The sequence below is a fragment of the Actinacidiphila sp. bgisy145 genome (assembly GCF_057708125.1).
The window spans coordinates 88199-106873 of record NZ_JBYIRL010000006.1 but is presented as its reverse complement, the minus strand read 5'-3'; the positions used below and the strand labels follow the sequence as shown (position 1 = coordinate 106873).

The 18675-nt window shown below is 74.8% G+C and carries 15 protein-coding genes; 8 read left to right on the top strand and 7 right to left on the bottom strand.

Features of this window, described 5'->3' with window-relative positions; all coding sequences use genetic code 11:
- The first annotated feature begins 9 nt into the window (after positions 1 to 9).
- Positions 10 to 651 carry an MBL fold metallo-hydrolase gene (locus tag AC3ERT_RS07855; RefSeq protein ID WP_435173379.1) on the top strand — a complete coding sequence of 214 codons (642 nt, stop codon included), beginning with the start codon at positions 10 to 12 and terminating at the stop codon, positions 649 to 651.
- A gap of 44 nt (positions 652 to 695) precedes the next feature.
- Here the strand turns inward: AC3ERT_RS07855 and AC3ERT_RS07850 are convergent, their stop codons facing one another.
- Complete coding sequence (locus tag AC3ERT_RS07850) at positions 696 to 1265, bottom strand: ABC transporter permease (protein ID WP_435173377.1); 570 nt, start codon at positions 1263 to 1265, stop codon at positions 696 to 698.
- 29 nt (positions 1266 to 1294) lie between these two features.
- Between AC3ERT_RS07850 and AC3ERT_RS07845 the strand changes: the two genes are divergently transcribed.
- The 5 genes from AC3ERT_RS07845 (at position 1295) to AC3ERT_RS07825 (ending at position 10074) form a co-directional block, all read left to right on the top strand.
- Positions 1295 to 3328: a serine protease gene (locus tag AC3ERT_RS07845; RefSeq protein ID WP_435173376.1), complete on the top strand. Its 2034-nt coding sequence runs from the start codon at positions 1295 to 1297 to the stop codon at positions 3326 to 3328.
- Complete coding sequence (locus AC3ERT_RS07840; protein ID WP_435173374.1) at positions 3325 to 6024, top strand: tetratricopeptide repeat protein; 2700 nt, start codon at positions 3325 to 3327, stop codon at positions 6022 to 6024. Before AC3ERT_RS07845 ends, AC3ERT_RS07840 begins: the two co-directional genes overlap by 4 nt.
- Before the next feature lie 128 nt (positions 6025 to 6152).
- Positions 6153 to 7844, top strand: coding sequence for a VWA domain-containing protein (locus AC3ERT_RS07835; protein ID WP_435173372.1), 1692 nt, complete (start codon positions 6153 to 6155; stop codon positions 7842 to 7844).
- Positions 7841 to 8779 carry a hypothetical protein gene (locus tag AC3ERT_RS07830; protein WP_335983251.1) on the top strand — a complete coding sequence of 313 codons (939 nt, stop codon included), beginning with the start codon at positions 7841 to 7843 and terminating at the stop codon, positions 8777 to 8779. The genes AC3ERT_RS07835 and AC3ERT_RS07830 overlap by 4 nt, the downstream gene beginning before the upstream one ends.
- The gene (locus tag AC3ERT_RS07825) at positions 8776 to 10074 is read left to right on the top strand and encodes an extracellular solute-binding protein (protein WP_435173370.1); all 1299 of its coding nucleotides are present in this window, start codon (positions 8776 to 8778) and stop codon (positions 10072 to 10074) included. Before AC3ERT_RS07830 ends, AC3ERT_RS07825 begins: the two co-directional genes overlap by 4 nt.
- Positions 10075 to 10081: 7 nt before the next feature.
- On the opposite strand, the gene AC3ERT_RS07820 is transcribed toward AC3ERT_RS07825, so the two are convergent.
- Together AC3ERT_RS07820 and AC3ERT_RS07815 are read right to left on the bottom strand one after the other, a co-directional pair.
- Positions 10082 to 10858, bottom strand: coding sequence for an SDR family NAD(P)-dependent oxidoreductase (locus AC3ERT_RS07820; protein ID WP_435173369.1), 777 nt, complete (start codon positions 10856 to 10858; stop codon positions 10082 to 10084).
- 168 nt (positions 10859 to 11026) lie between these two features.
- Positions 11027 to 12040: an esterase/lipase family protein gene (locus AC3ERT_RS07815; protein ID WP_435173367.1), complete on the bottom strand. Its 1014-nt coding sequence runs from the start codon at positions 12038 to 12040 to the stop codon at positions 11027 to 11029.
- A gap of 372 nt (positions 12041 to 12412) precedes the next feature.
- On the opposite strand from AC3ERT_RS07815, the gene AC3ERT_RS07810 reads away from it, so the two are divergent.
- Complete coding sequence (locus tag AC3ERT_RS07810; protein WP_435126579.1) at positions 12413 to 13606, top strand: PucR-like N-terminal domain-containing protein; 1194 nt, start codon at positions 12413 to 12415, stop codon at positions 13604 to 13606.
- Positions 13607 to 13685: 79 nt separating this feature from the next.
- Here the strand turns inward: AC3ERT_RS07810 and efeB are convergent, their stop codons facing one another.
- From efeB to efeU, 3 genes are all read right to left on the bottom strand, one after another.
- Complete coding sequence (gene efeB / locus AC3ERT_RS07805; RefSeq protein ID WP_435126576.1) at positions 13686 to 14999, bottom strand: iron uptake transporter deferrochelatase/peroxidase subunit; 1314 nt, start codon at positions 14997 to 14999, stop codon at positions 13686 to 13688.
- 3 nt (positions 15000 to 15002) lie between these two features.
- Entirely contained in the window at positions 15003 to 16178 is a 1176-nt protein-coding gene (gene efeO / locus AC3ERT_RS07800) for an iron uptake system protein EfeO (protein ID WP_335983238.1), read from the bottom strand.
- Between the two features lie 149 nt (positions 16179 to 16327).
- On the bottom strand, positions 16328 to 17179 hold the full coding sequence (gene efeU, locus AC3ERT_RS07795; protein ID WP_335983235.1) for an iron uptake transporter permease EfeU: 852 nt from the start codon (positions 17177 to 17179) through the stop codon (positions 16328 to 16330).
- 365 nt (positions 17180 to 17544) lie between these two features.
- Here efeU and AC3ERT_RS07790 point away from each other — a divergent pair, with 365 nt between their 5' ends.
- On the top strand, positions 17545 to 18210 hold the full coding sequence (locus AC3ERT_RS07790) for an SCO2400 family protein (RefSeq protein WP_435173365.1): 666 nt from the start codon (positions 17545 to 17547) through the stop codon (positions 18208 to 18210).
- 34 nt (positions 18211 to 18244) lie between these two features.
- On the opposite strand, the gene AC3ERT_RS07785 is transcribed toward AC3ERT_RS07790, so the two are convergent.
- The gene (locus AC3ERT_RS07785) at positions 18245 to 18667 is read right to left on the bottom strand and encodes a MarR family winged helix-turn-helix transcriptional regulator (protein ID WP_335983228.1); all 423 of its coding nucleotides are present in this window, start codon (positions 18665 to 18667) and stop codon (positions 18245 to 18247) included.
- Positions 18668 to 18675: the final 8 nt, after the last annotated feature.

Below are 18675 nucleotides of genomic sequence, written 5' to 3'. Positions count from 1 at the left end.
GACCCCCTGATGCAGCTGACCAAGCACACCCATGCCTGCGTGACCCTGGCCAAGGACGGGGCGCGGCTCGTCCTCGACCCCGGCGCGTTCAGCCCCGAGGCGGCGCAGGAGGTCGCGGCCGCCGACGCCGTCCTGATCACCCACGACCACTTCGACCACTTCGACGAGGAGCTGATCGGCAAGGCCCTGGAGTCCCGGCCCGAACTGCGGGTCTACGGTCCCGCGTCGGTGGTGGACCGGTGGTCGGCCCGCGCCGACCAGGTCACGGCCGTCGCGGCGGGCGACGTGCTCGAAGTCGCGGGTTTCGACGTCCGCGTCTTCGGCGAACTGCACGCCGTCGTCCACCGCGACATCCCGCGCGTTGCCAACGTCGGCTACCTGGTGGACGAGGACATCTACCACCCCGGCGACGCGTACCACGTCCCGGACGCCCCGGTCGGCACCCTGCTGCTGCCCACCAGCGGGCCGTGGACCAGCCTGGCCGAATCGGTGGACTACGTCAGGGAGGTCGCCCCGCGGCGCCTGATCCAGATCCACGAGATCATGCTCAGCGAGGTCGGCCAGCAGTCGACCGCCCGGTTCATCAACCCGGAGGGGCTCACCCAGGTCGCCCTGGAGATCGTGCCGGTGGGCGACTCGGTCACGATCTGACGCCCGGCGCCCGGCGCCCCGCGCCTCAGCGGTTCCTGGCGGTCTCAGCGGTTCCTGGCGTAGAGCCGCAGCGTGAGCGGGGCGCAGACGAGCACCAGCACGGCGGTGGCGGCGAGCGACCAGGTGACCGGCCCGGCGGCGGAGCCGGTGCCGTTCATCAGGTCGCGGGCCGCGTCGGCCAGGTGGCTGAGCGGGTTGACCCGCACGAACGCGCGCAGCCAACCCGGCATGCCCGTGGGCCGGACGAAGATGTTGCTGGCGAACGACAGCGGCATCAGCGCCGCGTTGGCGATGCTGACCACCACCGCCGGGTCTCTGACCAGCAGGGCGACCGCCGCCCACAGCAGCGACAGCGCGAGCCCGAAGGCGATGACGAGCACCACCGCGGCGAGCACCCCCGGCGCACCGCCGCCGGGTCGGTAGCCCATGGCCAGGCCCAGCCCGATGACGACGGCCGAGGCGAACACATAGCGGGCGGCGTCGCTGAACAGGCCGCCCAGGACGAACGCACCGCGCCAGACCCGGCCCGTCCGACCGGGCCGCAGGGCGGAGGTCCGGTCCGGCGGGCGAAGGTCGGACCCGGCGGGTGAAGGTCCGCTCCGACGGGCGGACATGATGGGCCGTCAGGCGTAGAGTGCCGGGTATGGAAGCCGAAGGGGGAGTCGGCGGCCGGGGCTCCGAGGAGGCGCCGCCGTGGGCGGTCCGCGTCCGGAGGAGCGACGGGACGATCGCGGGGTCCGGGGTGCTGGTCGCCCCCGAGTGGGTGCTGACACATGCCGGAGCCGTCGTCGAAGGGGAGTACGTCACCGCGGAGTTCGCCGCGCCGCGCGTCACGTCCCGGCGGGCGGTGGCCGAACACGTCTGTGCCGCCGGTGCGGGCGGGGTAGCCCTGCTGCGGCTGCACCGACCGGGCCCGGCGGGCGCCGCGAGCGCGCCGCACCGGCTGTCCGTGCCGCGCCGCCGGGTGCGGATCTACGGCTTTCCGGCCGCGGACGGCGCCGGGCGGTGGCTGGCCGCGGAGACCGGCGCGGTGGCGGTGGGCGCCGACGGGCGGGTCCGGCTGGCGCCGGCGGAGCGGCTCGACGCGGGCTTCGGCGGCGCGGGAGCGGTGGACGCCGTCACCGGTCAGATCGTCGGAGTGGTGCTGCCCGGGGACGCCGGGGCCGACCGCGCGGGACCGTGTCTGAGCCCGGCGGAGACCGTCGCCGGCCACCTGCCGCGCGCGGCCGACTGGACCAGGGGCTGGCCTGCGGTCGACGAACGCTTACGGGTCGGCGGACCGGCACCGGGTGGGCATGTCGCGGACGGCGACGACCCGGGCGGGCCCGAACCGGCCGCGTACGAGCCGCAGTTCGCGGTCCGCCTGGCGCAGTGGTTCGTCGGTGACCCGCGGGGCGAGCGGCACCCCGACCACCACGCCGACCGGGCCGGGCGCGGGGCGCGTACGCCCGCCGGTCCGCCCGCAGCGCCGCACCACCGGGTCCGCACCGCCCGCCGCCCCGGCGACGGCCGCCAGGTCAAGATCAGCCGGGTCCGTGCCGAGGACCTGCTCCGCGCGGCCACCCTCCGCCGCGCACTCCTGCTCGCCGACCGCGAACGGTCCGGCCCGGCCGGCGCGTCCGCCCCCGGTCCGGTCAAAGGCGCCTGGGCCAACGGCAGTCCGGCCGCTCAGGTCGCCTCTCCGGTTGCCACTCCGGTCACCGCCCCCGCCCCCGCCCGAGGACCCGCCACCGAACCCGCCACCGCCCCCAGCTTCCTCGACCTCGCCCTGGACGCGACCGGCCGCGGCACCCGCTGGGTCGCCGAGCGCGTCGCCGACCGGCTCGGCGTACTCCCGGAGGGCCTGGAGGAGTTCGGCGGGACAGGCTACGACGCCACCGTCGAGCGCATCCTCGCCGCACCCGCCACCCTCACCCTCGTGGTGGTCGGGGTGGACGAGGCGGCCGACCCCGACACGCTGCTCGGCCTGCTCGACCGGCTGCGCGTGCACGGCGTCCGCATGCTGCTGGTCTTCCGCCACGACGGTGCCTGCATCGCCCGCGCGCAGAGCCAGTTGGTGATCGAGCCGGCGCAGGAGCGGCAGGCGCGGCTGGTGGAGGCGCTGACCGAGATCACCGGCACGCTCGCCGACGCCCTGCACGAGCGGATGGCGGTGGTGCGCGCCGACTGCGACCGCGCACTGGACGCCCTGGTCAGGGCCTACGCGGTGCGGGCCGCGATGGCCGGCGCGCTCGGCGTGGCCACGGGCCGCGGCGAACACCCGGACCTGGGCCGGTTCGAGCGGGTCGCGGCGCGGGCCGAACGGCACCTGCGGGAAGCCGTCGAACGCCTCGACCCGCTCATCGAGCGGCGTGCGGAGCTGATCGGCCGCCTCGACTCCTACCAGGTGCTCCATCAACAGGCGGTGGACAGCGAGGACCTGGCCGCCGAGGACCGCTACGGGGCGGCGCGCGACCTGCTGCACGCCAGGCCCTGCGACCTGGTGGCCGCGGAGGCCGCGGTCCGCGAGTACACGGACTTCATCGACCGGCTGGGCGGGCACCACCCGCCCCCGGACGACGCCCCGCCGACGGACACACGGCCGACGGACGACGGACCGCCCCCGAACGACGATGCGCCGACGGACAGACCGCCGACGGACGGACCGGACCAGGAGGGAGGCGAGCCGCGCCCGTGACCGAACGGCCCGTACGCTGCCCGCGTCCCGGATGCGACGGCACCTTGATGTCCACCGGCTACTGCGACGTCTGCTCCCGCAAGCCGCACAGCACCGGCCACTCCTCCTCCGCGCCCTTCGGCGCGTCCGTCTCCACGTCCGTGCCGCCCCCCACACCAGTGCCCGCGGCTGCCGTTGAGCGCGCGGGCGACATTCCCGACGCCGAGTCGGGCCGGACCGACAGCATCCGCAGCCGGGTCCGCCGCCAGCTCGCCCAGCGGCGCGGCACCGAGCACCGGCAGGAACCGCAGCAGGAGCGGGACCGCGAGCGCGACCGCAGCCGTGGCCGCGCCGCCGCCGGGGGGAGCGCCGGGCCGTCCGCAGAGGAAGCCGCCGGGGAGGCCGTCCGCCCGCACCTGGCGCCCGCTCCCGCCGTCCCCAACCCCGACACCCTCGACAGCGACGGCCTCGTCCCGCTGCCGGACATCCCCGCGCCGCCGCTCGCCAGCATCGCCCGCGAGCCCAGCCCGCCGCCGGTCGGCGGCCGGCCGTGCGGCGTCCCGGAGTGCCCGGGCACCATCGGCCTGGCCTACGACGGCGGGCCGCCGCCCGACCACGGCTACTGCCCCGAGTGCGGCACCCCGTACTCCTTCCGCCCGCAGTTGCGGGTCGGTGACGAGATCGGCGAGGCGAGCCGGCAGACGTACCGCGTGCTCGGCTACCTGACCCCGGGCGGCACCAGCTGGGTGTACCTCGCCGAGGACACCGAGCTGGCCGGGCTGCGGGTGGTGCTCAAGGCGCAGATCAACAACAGCGACGCGATCGCCCGCCGCCGCGCGGTCGAGGAGATGCGCTCGCTCGCCTCGCTGCACCACCGGGACGTGGTCGGCGTCATCTCCTCGCGCAAGCACCTCGCCCCCGGCGAGACCGAACCGACCGACTACATCGTGATGGAGTACGTCGCCGGTCGCCCGCTGAACCTGCTGCTGACCTCCCCGCCCGACGAGCTGACCGAGCTGTTCGGCGAACCGTTCGCGCTGGACCACGTGGTCACGTACGGCTGCAAGATCCTCGGCGCCCTGGAGTACCTGCACGACCAGGGGCTGCTGTACTGCGACATGAAGCCCGCGAACGTCATCCACTACGGCCGGCAGATCAAGTTGATCGACCTCGGTGCGGTGCGCCGCAAGGACGACCGCAGGACCCGGCTGTCGTACACCCGCAAGTACGCGCCGCGGGCACGGGAGTTGAGCAGCCGCGGCTTCCACGTCGACAGCGACCTGTTCACCGTCGGGCGCACCCTGCGCGAGCTGTACGAGAAGGCGGTGCCGGCCGCGGGGCTGGCCGAGCGCTCCTTCGACCGGCTGATCGCCCGCGCCACCCACGACGACCCGGCCGCCCGCTTCACCTCGGCGGCGCAGATGTCCCGGCAGCTGTGGGAGGTGCTGCGGGAGCACCGCGCGCTCAACCGGCATGAGCGGCACCCGGAGCGCTCCACCCGCTTCGAGCCGGCCGCGGTGCCCTTCGGCGCGGCGCTCGGCGAGGCCCCCGGCACCGGCTACTGGACCGGCCGGGCCGAGCACCAGGTGGGCGCCGCACCGCAGTTGGAGTTCGGTGCGCCCGAACCCCAGGATGTGGCCCGGGCGTTGCCCGCGCCGATCCCGGACCCGGACGACGGCGCCGTGGTCTTCCTCGGCCGGCTGGGCAAGGCGGTGCCGGAGCGCGTCGCCGAACGGGTTCTGAACGACCCGCCGTTGCGGACCGTCGAGGTCGCGCTGTGGCTGTGCCGCGGCTTCCTGTGGCGCGGCGGCGAACCGGCTCTCGGCGAGGCGGCGGTGTGGCTCGGCGAGGCGGAACGGCTGCTGGGCCCGGACGTCGGGGCGTACGACTGGCGGCTGGCCTGGCACCGCGGACTGGGCGAGCTGATGGCCGGCCGGGTGCGTTCCGCCCAGGGCTACTTCGAGGCGGTCTACGACATCGTGCCCGGCGAGTGGGCACCCAAGCTCGCGCTCGGCTACTGCGCGGAGCGGCTGGGCAACGCCGAGGAGGACGTCCGCCAGTACTACGAAGCGGTCTGGGAGCGGGACCGCGCGCAGGTCAGCGCGGCCTTCGGGCTGGCCCGCGGCCACCTGCGGGCCGGCCGGCGCAATGCCGCGGTCCAGGTGCTGGGCCAGGTGCCGTCCACCTCGCGGCACTACGACTCCGCGCGGGTGGCGATGATCCGGGTGCTCGCCGGGCGGCTGCCGGGCGCCGATCCCACCTTGGCCGACCTGCGCGACGCCGCCGAGCGGACGGCCGAGCAGCCCCCGGGCGCGGCCCGGGACCGGCTCGTCGCGGAGGTGCGGGAGCAGGAGTACGCGCGGCGGCGCGGGGCGGCCGGCGGGCGGGCCCCCGAACCGCCGCGCGCCGCCGCCCCGGACCCGGACGACGGCCCCGCCACGGCCGCGGGCTTCCTGCGGTGGCTGCGCGGGCTGCCGGGCCGCCTGCCCGTTCCCGGCCGGCGGGCGGCGGCCCCGGTGCCCGACGAGACCTGGCTCGACCGGACCTTCCCCGCGCTGCCGCCCGGCCCGCTCTTCGCGGGCGCGGCCAGCGGACGCGACCTGGCCGTGCTGCTCCACGCGTCGCTGCACGGTCTGGCCGAGCAGGGGCGCGACGCGACCGAGCACGGCGCCCTCCTCGACCGCGCGTACGCCGTCCGGCCGGAGAGCAGGTTCTGACGCCCGCCGGCGAGCGGGCGTACGCACCCGGCTCGACGTCCCCTCGACCTTGAACGACCGAACGACCTTAACGACCTGAACGACCCGACGTACGGACCGATGCAAACGGTGAGGAGCGGCAGGCAGCAGTGGACACGCACGGGAGCACGAGCGGGCGCGCGGGCCGGGACGGCGACGGCGGCGCCGACCAGGCCGGTCCGCGCCGTACGGAACGAGTCCCCGGCCGGCAAGGGGACCCGCCGCAGGACCAGGTCCCGGGCGCGGGGGCAGGGGCAGGGACGGGTGCGGGGGCGGCCAACCCCAGCGTCGAACTCACCGTCAGCCAGCGCACGTACCTCGCCGCCGAGGCCGGCCCGCAGGACCTGCACGCCATCCTGACCGTAGCGGTCCGCGGCCTCCCCGACACCGCCGCCGGCCCCGTCGGCGCGCACCCCGGCCCGCACCCCGGCGCGCACCCTGGCCCGCACAGCAGCCCCCGCTCCGGGCCCGGCTCCGGTCTCGCCGAAGTCCTCGTCGTGGACTGCTCGGCCTCGATGAACCACCCGGAGCGGAAGATGCACGCCGCCCGGCAGGCCGCGGTCGCCGCGCTGCGGGCGCTGCCGGACGGCACGCCCTTCGCGGTGGTCCGCGGCACCCAGTTCGCGGCGACCGTCTACCCGCCGTCCGGCCCGATGCGCCCGGCGTCGGCGCGGACGAGGGCGGAGGCGACGCGGGCGGTCTACGCGATGCAGCCCACCGGCGGCACCTGCGTCGGCAACTGGCTCGACCTGGCCGGCACCCTGCTCGCCGAGCAGGCCGCGCCGATCCCGCACGTACTGATGCTCACCGACGGCAAGAACGAGCACGACGACCACAACCCGCTCGCCGGGGTGCTCGACACCTGGGAGGGCCGCTTCCTGTGCGACGCCTGGGGTATCGGCAGGGACTGGGACGCGCGGGTGCTGATCGACGTCACCCGGCGGCTGCACGGCAGCGCCGACGCGGTGCACGAGGAGTCCGAACTGCCCGCGGCCTACACCGCCTTGGTCGCCGACCTGCTGGCCAGGCCGCTGCCGGAGCTGGAGATCAGGGTGACGCCGTCCCCCGGGGCGACGCTGCGCTGGCTGCGCCAGACCTTCCCCCATGAACTCGCCCTGCCGCAGCGGCAGATGGGGACCGCCGTCGCCTTCACCACCCGGGCCTGGGGCAACCAGGTGCGCAGGTTCCAGCTCTGCCTGACCGTGGACCCGGCCGGGCGCGCGCTGGACGAGGACCTCCAGGCGGCGGCCGTGGCGGTGGCGCTGCCCGCCGGCCCCGAACGGTACGGCAGGGCCGCGCAGGTGGCGCTGCCGCCGGCCGTCGCCTGCGAGGTGCGCTGGACCGCCGATCCGGTGCTGGCCGCCGCCGAGAACGAGGAGGACGAGCACTTCGAGAAGTACCGGCGGCTCGGCGAGACCGCCGCGCAGGCCGCGGAGGCGTTCCGGCTGGACCGGGACGACGAGGTACTCCGGCTGCTCGGCGTCGCGGTGGCCCTCGCCCACGAGCTGGGCGCCCAGCGCCAACTGGCCGAACTCCAGCGGATCGTGGAGATCCGCGACCCGGCCGCCGGGCATGTGGTGCTGCGCAAGGGCGTCACCGCGGACGCGTTCGAGCACCTGGTCACCGCCAGCACCCACACCACCCACGGCCCGACCACGGACGGCCTGCCGCCGGGAGCGGTGCCGGTGGTGCCGGTGGCGGGTCTGGTGGACTGCGCGCAGTGCCGGGCCCCGATGCCGTCCAATGCCAGGTTCTGCCCGAAGTGCCGGCATCCGCACGTGCCCGGGGCCGGCGCGCGATGAGCGCCACGTCCCGCGAACTGTGGTACCGGCTCTGGCTGCTGGCGGGGCTGACGGCCCTGACCACCCTGGCGCTGCTGGGCTCCTACACCGGGGTGCACGACGGCGCGGTGCCGCTCGCGTCCTCGACCGCGCCGGGTGTGCTCGACGTGGACACCGCGAAGGACGCGCTGCTGCGTGCCGCGTCCGACGCCAAGCTGGACGCCGCCTCGGACGCGGCGGGCACGAGCAGCTTCTCCACGCAGATCGCCGTCGCCAACCAGATCCTCACCTCCGCAGCCGCCGAGGACGTCACCGGGGCGACCGGGCGGCTGGCGCTGAAGACGGCGACCGGCCTGATCTCGGCGTACTCGTACTGGATCGGGCTGGCCGGGCAGGTGCCGGCGGGCTCGGCGCTGCACGCCGGCTACATGCAGGACGCGGCCGAGGTGCTGGGCGCGTCCGGGGACCCGGTGGACGGCCCGTCGCTGATGAGCCGGCTCAACAAGCTGCAGGCGGAGCAGGTGAAGGTGGTGCGCCACCAGGCGTCGTTCGGCCGGCTGCTGGCGGCGGGCTGGCTGCTGTCGGGGCTGCTGGTCGCGGCGCTGGCGGTCGCGCTGGTGGAGGCGCACCACTACCACCGGACCCGGTTCCGGCGCCGGTGGAACCGCCAACTGGCCGCGGCGGGCGTGCTGCTGGCCGGCGGGGCGGCGGTCCTGGGGGTCTTCACCTGGCAGACCCACAGCGGCCTGTACCACGCCCGGCGGCTGCTGGAACGGCAGCACTCGGGCGCGAACATCAGCACCGCCGGGGCGGACGTCGCCCGGCGGATGGCGGACACCGGCTTCCGCGCCGCGGCGGCCGGCTGGATAGTGGCCGGGGGAGTGGTGCTGATGGTGCTGGTCGTGTGGGCGCTGGTGCCGCGGATCAGCGAGTACCGGGGCAAGGTGTCCCGGTGAGGCGGCCGCGCGGGCGCACGCTGGGCGCCGTCGCCCTGTGCCTGGCGGTGGTGGCGGCGCTCGGTGTGGTGGTCGCCCGGGCCGTCGCCGACGGCGGCTCGGTGACGCTGCTGGCGAACTGGAGCGGCGCGGACGAGACGCTCTTCCGGACCGCCGTGATCCAGCCGTTCGAGAAGGAGGAGCACATCCATGTGCTCTACCAGGGCAGTTCGGCCGAGAGCCAGGTGCTCGACGGCGACGCCGAGGCCGGGGCGCCGCCCGACGTCGCGGTGCTGCCCGGCCCCGGTGAACTCGCCGCATATGCCCACGAAGGCCAGATCCAGCCGCTGGACGGCCTGTTCGACGCCAAGGACTTCAACGCCCCCTGGACGGCGAAGGTCGACGGCCCCGCGGGCGCCGGCGCGCACTACTACTGGCTGCCGATCAAGACCGACCTGAAGAGCGCCGTGTGGTACCCGAAGGGCACCTCCGACGCGCAGCTCGCCGCCGCCGCGGCCGATCCCGGCTCCTGGTGCCTGGGGATGGTCTCGGGCGCCACCTCCGGCTGGCCGGCCACCGACTGGATCGAGGACATCCTGCTCCAGCAGGCCGGTCCCGGCGCCTACCAGCAGTGGGCCACCGGCACGCTGCCGTGGACCGACCCCCGGGTCGAGCGCGCCTGGCGGACCTGGGGCGCCATGGTCGGCGCCGGGAAGGACACCTATGTCCGGCCCGCGCTGACCCGTGCCTACGGCGCGGTCTCCCGCACCGCGGTGAACGGCCGCGCCGCGTGCACCCTGGAACACCAGGCGTCGTTCATCCGGGCCGACAAAGGATGGCGGACCAGTGCCCAACACACCGGGTCCGACGCGCAGTTCAAGCACTCCACGGACTTCGTCCCCGGTCCGCACACCACGCAGGACGCCTGGGAGGTCTCGGGCGACCTCGCCGCGATGTTCCACGACACCCCGCAGGCCGAGAAGCTGATCCGCTACCTGGCCCGCGACGACGTGCAGGCGAGGTGGAGCCTGGCGCAGTCCGCGTTCTCCGCCGACCACCAGGTGAAGCAGTCCGTCTACGCCACCGACGCCGTCACCCTCGCCGCGGCCAGGGCCCTGGACGCGACCGGCACCGTACGCTGCTACGACGCCTCCGACGCGATGCCCGCGGCGATGCGCGACGCCTTCCAACTGGCCGCGCTGCGCTACCTGGCCGATCCGTCCACGCTGGCACACCAGTTGACGACCCTGGACGCAGTCCGGCGGCGCAAACACGCGGTGTGGCTGCCGGACGTGTGCAGCAAGGACGGCGGTTGACGCGGCGTCACAGCAGGGTGCCACCCGACGCCTCGACGCGCTGGCCGTTGATCCAGCCGGTGTGCTCGGCGAGCAGCGACGCCACGACCCCGCCGATGTCCTCCGCCACGCCCACCCGGCCCAGCGCGGTCTCCGCGCCGAGGTGCGCGCGCAGCGCCTCGTCGTCGCGCAGATAGCCGCCGCCGAAGTCGGTCGCGATCGGCCCGGGGGCCACGGTGTTCGCGGTGATCCCGCGGCGGCCCAGCTCCAGGGCCAGGTAGCGGGTGAAGACCTCCACCGCGCCCTTCGTCATGGCGTAGGCGGCCATGCCCGGGCGGCTGAAGCGGGCCAGGCCCGAGGAGGTGTTGATGATCCGGCCGCCGTCGGCGATCAGCGGCAGCAGCGCCTGGGTCAGGAAGAACACCCCGCGCACGTGCACCGCGAACAGCGCGTCGAAGTCCTCGGCCGTGGTGTCCTCGATGGTGGCCGCGGTGCCCTGCCCGGCGTTGTTGACGAGGTAGTCGAAGGTGTCCCGGCCCCAGGTGTCCTTCAGGGCGCGCCGCACCTCCGCGACGAACGCCGGGAAGTCCTCGGTGCGGCCGGTGTCCAGTCGCAGGGCGTGCGCGGTGCGGCCGAGCGCGGCGATCTCGTCGACGACGGCCTGCGCCTCCTCCGCGTGCGAGCGGTAGGTGATGATCGAGTCGACGCCCTCCGCGGCGAGCCGCAGCGCGGTGCTGCGGCCCAGCCCGCGGTTGGCGCCGGTGATCAGCGCGACGCGGTCGCGGGACGGGGTCTGCTGGGTCATGGTGGTCAGCTCCTGGGTGACGGCGGCGGCCGTACCGTTCGTACGGCCCGTGGTGCCCGCCTGCACCGACCAGCCTGCTCGGGTGCGCCGAGCGGATGAAGGCCCGGCCGAACCAGGGATTCCCGATCCCTGGCTGTGGCCGGGCCCGTGGAGCGCCTGGCGGGGGCCTTACGTCAGCGGCCCGGTCACCGGCAGCACGACCTCGCACGGCACGGCCCGCGGGTGCGCCGGGTCGAGCGCGTTGAGCACGTCGGTCAGCGCGATCGGGTCGTACGCGATCTCCAGGTGGTCGCTGGCGTCCAGCCCGCACTGGTCCTGCACCGTGATGTTCCTGACGTTCGACGCGGCGGGCAGCAGCGCGTTGGTGTACGGCGTGACCACCTCGTCGCTGGTGGTGGTGATCACCGTGTACGTCACGCCCGGCACGGTCTCGCCGCCGCTGTTGAGCGCGGTCAGGAAGTCCGAGCCCACCTCCTGCTCGACGCAGGCCGCGCACGCCGGGCCGACCACGAACTGGTTGGCCGGGTCCAGCAGCCCGAGCTGCCTGCCGAGTTCGGTGATGCCGTCCAGGGTGGTGCCGTTGTTGCTGGGGGACAGCGCGATCAGCTTGTCGGTCTTCGCGGCGCCGCCCAGGTACTTCAGGTAGTAGCGCGGCATCATGCCGCCCTGGGAGTGCCCGACCAGGTCCACCTTGCCCGCGCCGGTCGCCGCCAGCACCTGGTCGACGAACGCGGAGAGCTTGGCGGCGCCGTCCTCGGCCGGCCCGGTGCCCTGGATGTCGTCGGTCGCCTGCGAGCCGCCGTAGTTGAAGGCGAAGACGCAGTAGCCGTTGTTCGCCAGCAGCGGCGAGGCGCCGCCCCAGTTGTCGTTCATGTTCTCGAGCGTGCCGTGCACCAGCACCACCGGGTACGGGTGCGCCGAACTCGGCTTGCAGGACCAGTTGTTGGCACCGGCGGGCGCCACCGTCGGGCTGCCGAAGCCGCTGAGGAAGCCGGTGCTGAAGTGGTAGTTGACCGGCAACTGGCCCGAGGCGGCGGGCGCGGCGGCCGAGGAGGCGGCGGCGCTGGAAGCGGCGGAGCTGCCGGCCGGCGCGGCGGACGCGACGCCGGCCTGGGTGGCCGCCAGCGCCAGACCGAGCGCGGCCGCGGCCGTCGCACAGCCGCGCAGGAGGGTGCGTTTCATGTGAGGGTACCGTTCCCTTGTTCGAGAATAGGAATTCCGATGGTGCGGCGTGCGGTGATGCTAGGAAGTGCGCTCGGGCCCGGTCAACGGGGCCGGCGGAACGTCCGGAAAAGCACGTGCCGAGGTGCCAGGAAAGCCCCCGGCGGTAATCCGGAACTGTCATCGCCGGCAGAAGAACGACCTTCCCTGTCACACCTGTTGACTCGCCGGTAACATCGCCGCATACTCCCGAGTGGGCCACCGGCGCCGGGACCCGGCCGTCGCCGCGCCGCGAACCCGCCTGGTCGCGGCGGGACCAGCGCGGGAACCGGTGGCGGGACCAGCAGCGCGACCGGCCGCGCCGCCCGGCCGCACGGCGGACGGAGGCCACCGGTGGACGGACAACGGACGCGTTTCCCACCGCAGTTCGCCGCGGCGGCCGCAAAAGAGCGGACCTCGCTCGCCGCCGAGATCATCGGCGAGATACGGCGCCAGGTACCCGAATTCGCCCGCCCGCTCGCCGGGAATTTCGGCGCCGGAATCCAGCAGGGCGTGGAGAGCGCCCTGCTGGAATTCGCCGGGCAGCTCGCCGCGGGCCGGGCCGGCGGCGCCTTCAGCGAGGACCGGCTGCGGGTGCACCGGGCCCTGGGCCGCGGCGAGTTGGCCGAGGGCCGCAGCCTCGACGCGCTCCAGGCCGCCTACCGGCTCGGCGGGCGCGTCGCCTGGCGGCGCTACGCCCGGGTGGGCCGCCGCTCCGGCCTCGGCACCGACCAGTTGGTGGTGCTCGCCGAGGCGATCTTCGCCTGCCTCGACGAACTCGCCTCCGCGGCCGTACGCGGCTACACCGAGGCCAAGGCCGACGAGGCGGGCACCCTCGGCCGCCGCCGCCACCGGCTGCTCGACCTGCTGGCCACCGGCGCGCCGCCCGACGCCGTACGGGAGGCGGCCGCCACCGCGGACTGGCCGATGCCGGCCGCGGTGGCCTGCGTGGCGCTGGGACCGGCCGCACCGGACCCGGCCCGCGGCCGCGCCCGGCTGCCGGACCTGGTGCTCGCCGACACCGACGGCCGCCGGCCGTACCTGCTCGTGCCCGAACCCGCGCTCTACCTGCGCGACGGGCAGGTGCAGCGGGTGCTGCACGCCCGGCCCGCGGTGATCGGGCCGACCGTGCCGACCTCGCTGGCCGCCGACTCCCTGCGCTGGGCCCGGGCGATCCTGGAGTGCTTACCGGAGGGGCCGCTCGGCGGCCCGGTGGACTGCGACCGCTGCCTGCCGGAGCTGATGCTGCTCGGCGACCCGGCGCTGGTCCGGCTGATCGCCGACCGGCGGCTGCGCCCGCTGGACGCGCTGACCCCCAAGCGCGGTGAGCGGCTCGCCGAGACACTGCTCGCCTGGCTCCAGACCAACCGCGGCAGCGCCCCCGACGTCGCCGCGCGGCTGGGCATCCACCCGCAGACCGCCCGCCGCCGGCTGCACCAGGTGCAGCACCTGTTCGGGCCCGCGCTCGCCGACGCCGACGCCCGCTTCGAACTCGAAGTCGCCCTGCGCGGGCGGGTGCTGGCCCACCGCCCGCCGACCAGCCGCTGACCGCACGGCTGTTGGGCCGCCCCGCCGGACCGCCCCGCCGTACCGCCCCGGCGGACAGCCCCGCCGGACCGCCGCGCCCTCAGCCGAAGAGCTGGCCGCCCCAGTCCTGCCCGGCCGCCAGCCCCGGCGGCGCCATGAACACCCCGCTGCCGACGTGCTGGATGTACTCGTTGAGCGCGTCGTGCACCCCGAGGATGCGCTGGAGCGTGATGAACTGCTCCGGGCTCTTCATGAACGCCACGAAGAACAGCCCGCCCATCAGGTCGCCGGTCTCCGGGTCGATCCCGTCGGTGTAGGAGTAGCCGCGGCGCAGGATGCGCAGCCCGTTGTTGTTCTCGTGGGCGGCCAGCCGGATGTGCGCGTCGGCCGGAATGACGTACTGGCCACCGGACTTGGCGTGGAAGTCGGGGGTGTCGAACTCGGTCTTCCCGGTCAGCGGCGCCCCGCTGGACTTGAAGCGGCCGAACACGTCCTGCTGGTCGCCCAGCCGGTCCCGGTCCCACTGCTCCATCCGCATCCGGATCTTCCGGCTGACCAGGTACGACCCGCCGCGTGCCCAGCGCTGCGGCTCCTCGTCGCCGATCCACACGTGCTGGGCCATCATCGACGCGTCGGTGCCGTCGATGTTGCGGGTGCCGTCCTTGAAGCCCAGCAGGTTGCGCGGGGTGGCCTGCTGGGGCGAGGTGGACGAGGTGCGGCCGAAGCCGAGTTCCATCCAGCGCGGCGCGAGCGTGCCGAACGCGAGGCGGCGCAGGTTGCGTACCGCGTGGAAGGCGACCTGCGGGTCGTCCGCGCACGCCTGCACGCACAGGTCGCCGCCGGAGCCCGCCGGGTCGAGGTTGTCCTTGGGCAGCTGCGGCAGCGCCTTGAGCGCCGAGGGGCGGCGCGCGGCGAGCCCGAAGCGGCCGTCGAAGAGCGAGGGGCCGTAGCCGACGGTGATGGTGAGGTTGCCCGGGGCCAGGCCCGTCGCCTCACCGGTGTCGTCCGGCGGGGTGTTGAGGTCTCCGGCGTCCCCGGGCACCGGCTTGCCGAGCGTCATCGCCTCGGCGGCGGCCGTCCACGTGCTGAGCAGGTCGGCCAGGTCGGCGCGGGTCGCGCCGGACACCGCGTCGAAGGTGGCGAAGCAGAGCCGGTCCTGCGCCGGGGTGGAGATGCCGGCCTGGTGGCTGTCGCGGAAGGCGACGACCTGGCGGCCCGCGGCGCCGCCGGAGCCGTCGTCGGCCGAGCCGGAGGAGCCGCCGCGGGCCAGTACGGTGCCGCCCACGCCGACGGCGGCACCGGCCACTGCCGCCCCGGCGCCGACCGCGCCCAGCAGGCGGCGCCGGCTCACGGCGGCCGGCTCGGGCCGCCGCTCGTCGGGTCCGGGGGTGATGTCCGGGGTGCTGTCGGTCACGGGTCAGGCGATCTTTCCGGCGATCTTGGAGACGGACTCCGCGTAGGCGTCCACGGTCTGGGACAGCGTACGCCGCTGGGCGGCGGTGACCTTCTGGTAGTCCACGTAGCCGCTGTCCTCGTAGCCGGGCGTGGCGGCGTACTTCTTCAGGGCGGCCGCGGTGGCCTGGTACCGCTGGGTGAGCTCGGTGGCCAGCGCCGGGTCCTTCTGCTTCAGCGTCGGCATCAGCACGTCGACCGCCTCGTTGGCGCCGGCGAGGTTGCCGTCGAAGTCGAGCAGGTCGATGTGCGAGTAGCGCTCCTCCTCGCCGGTGATCTTCGAGGACTGGATCTCGTTGACCAGGTCGGTGGCGCCGTTGGCGATCACCGCGGGCTGGTACTCGACCGTCGGCACCTGGGCGTTGAGCTGCTTGACGTCGGTGTTGAGCTGGTCGGCGAGCTTGCCCATGCCGGACAGCGACTTCTGCTGCCAGATCGCCTGCTCCAGGCGGTGGAAGCCGGTGAAGTCCGCGGGCGTGGCGGCGTCGTCGGCGCGGCCGTCGATCCGGCCGTCGAGGTCGCCCCAGATCTCCGCGGTCGGCTCGATCCGCTCGTAGTGGATGCGGGCCTTGCCGTAGAGGGTCTTCGCCTCGTCGAGCTTGCCGGCCTTGACGGCGGCGGTGAACGCGGCGGTGGTGGTGACGAGCTGCTTGACCTCGCCGTCGATCCAGGTGCCGTACTGCTGGGTGGCGGCGACCAGCTGCGGGTCGTCCTTCCAGGTCTTCTTGACCGCGCCGGTGACGGTGAAGGCCGAGCGGTTGGTGTCGGCGCCGGGGCAGTACATGGAGTACGTGCCCTTGTCGAGGTTGAGGGTGAAGTCGCCGGACAGGCCCGGGGTCAGGTTCTCCTTCTCGCCGAGCATCTTGCCGCCGTCCTGGAGCTCGGCCTCGGTGACCTTCGCGGAGTTCTTGTTGGTGATGGTGAACTTCACGGTGCCGGCCGGGGCCTTGGCGGGGCTGGGCGCGCAGCCCTTGTCGGTGACGGTGACGGTGACCTTGGTCGTCTTCGCGCCCGCTGCCTTCGCGTCGGTGCCGGCGGCGCCCTTGTCCTTGTCGCCGCCGCAGGCGGTCAGCAGCAGGCCCGCGGCGATCACGGTCGCGGCGCAGGCCAGGACTCGGCGGTGGGTGGCAGCGGGGTTCACGGTGGCTCCTTGGTGAGGCCGGGCAGGGCGCGGCGGAAGACGGGTCGGGCGGTGCGGGGCGGGTGCGGGCGCGCCGAAGGGCGCCAGGCGCGTGTACGGGCGGGCCGGCGGCGGCCCGAACGGGTCCCCGGCCTGCGGCGGTTGCGGCCTCAGCGGGCCTGTACGGGCTCGGTCTTCGGCTGGTGCGGGGCGGCGGCCTTCTTGCGGCGGGCCGGCCACAGGACGACCGCGAGCATCGGGACGGTGTAGACCAGCCAGCCGATCACCATCGCCCAGCTCGGGAACGGCTGGATGCCGAGCACCCCGGTGACCACGGACGAGGTCGGCGTGCCGGGCCGGACCAGCCAGGACAGGTCGAACGCCTGGTCGTTGCGGGCGATCCAGCCGCCCTCGTACGCGGTCATGATCGCGGTGGAGACCAGCCCGGCGGCGACCAGGATCAGCACGATGCCGGTGACCCGGAAGAAGCGGGAGAGGTTGATCCGGACCCCGCCGCGGTAGATGCCGTAGCCGACCGCCGCCGCGACGACGATGCCGAGGATGGCGCCGGTGCCGCCGTACCAGGGGTTGTTGCTCTCGTTGAACGTCGCGAGCAGGAACACCGACGTCTCGAACCCCTCGCGCAGCACCGCGAGGAAGGCCATCAGCACCAGCGCGGACGCCGAGCCCTCCGACAGCGCGCGGCCGGCCGCGCCCTCCAGGTCCTTGCGCAGGTCGCGCGAGTGGCGGCGCATCCACAGCACCATGTAGCTGACCATGACCACGGCGATCGCGCCGACCACGGTCTCCAACTGCTCCTGCTGGCGGGTCGGCAGGTCGCTGGAGAAGATCTGGAGCGCGACGGCGACCGCGACGCAGATCGCCACCGCGATGCCGACGCCCAGCCACACCTTGCGCAGCGCGTCGCGCCGGCCCTGCTGGCCGAGGAAGGACGCGATGATGCCCACGATGAGGGCCGCTTCGAGACCTTCGCGAAGTCCGATCACGAACGTGGGGAGCATAGAGGTCCTTCTCGGTGCCGGGCTCGGGCGGAAACGAATCTGCGGACGGGTGGGACGAAAGCTGGGAGGACGCTGAGAAGACGCTGGGAGCGCTCCGGTCCAGCTTAGGTAAGCCTAATTAGAAGGAGTCGGCGGGGTGCCCGTCAAGCCGTAGGTGCCCGCAATCCCCGGCAAAACGGGCCTGGCGCGGTGTGACTTGCCCGTGCCTTGACGCTTTCTTTACGCGCCCGCCGCGGGACTCGCCGCCGGGCCCGTCCCGGGTTGCGCCGGAGCCCTGTTCCGAGCGGAGTTTCCGGGCAAAGCCGTGGCAAGCGGATGGCGAGGGTTCCCTCTCGCCTCAGCCGTCCCCTAGTGTCCCTTCCGCCATGGACTACTGCTATGCGTGCCGGCGGCATCTCAACGGCGCCTACTCGTGCCCGGGATGCGGGGCCCCGGCCGACGGGCTCGTGCCGCCCGCGGTGGGGGAGACCGCCCAGCTGCCCGCGCTCGGCGCCGAGGACGACGGCCCCGCCGGCGACGGCCCGCGCACCGGCGGGCGCGCCGCGCGCCGGCTCGCCGAACGCGGCCGGGCGGCGCGCCGCGCCCGGCGCGGACGCCAGCGCGCCACGGTCTACGGCATCGGCGCGATCGCCGTGGTGGGCGCCGCGGCGATGCTCTCGGTGGCCGCGCTGTCCGGCGGCTCCGGCAGCGACGGCACGCCCGCGGGTCCGGTCGACCAGAACCCGCCCGCCCCCACCTCCGGCGACGCCTCGCCCGAGGCCACCGGCCCGGAGCAGCCCGCGCCGAGCGGCACCCCGCACACGTCCTCCTCCGCCTCGGCCGGCGGCTCGCCCACGGCGTCCGGTACGGCGTCGCCCACCGCCACGCCCGGCCGCACCTCGACCAGCCAGGCGCCGCCGGTGACCGGCACGATCAGCGCCAAGCCCACCAGCCACAGCCCGACGGCCACGACCACGAGCCCGCCGGCCACCTCGGCCACCCCGTCCCCGTCGCAGACGACCTGCAACCAGGTCCTGTGGTGGTGCAACTGACCGGCCGGGCGCGGCGACCCGCGCCCGCCCGGCCTCAGCCGAGCATCCGGGCGAGCAGGTCCCGCAGGGTGCCGCGCTCCGCGGCCGACAGCGCCGCCAGCCGCTCGCGGCCGAACTCCAGGGAGTCCGCCAGCTCTTCGGCCACCGCGTGCCCCCGGTCGGTGGCCGCGGCGAGCTTCACCCGGCGGTCGGCCGGGTCGGGGCGCCGCTCGGCCAGGCCGTGCGCCTCCAACCGGTCCACGATGCCGGTGACGTTGGACGGCTCGCACCCCAACCGGTCGGCGATGCCGCGCATCGGCAGCGGCCCGGCGGACAGCAGCGCCAGCACGCGGGCCTGCGTGCCGGTCAGGCGGTGCCCGGCCGCGGCCGCGCTGTACTCCTGGTGGTACTGCGAGACGACCGTGCCGATCAGCTCGACGACTTCGGCGGTCAGCGGGTCCGTGCGGCGGCGGGTCATGCAGGGAG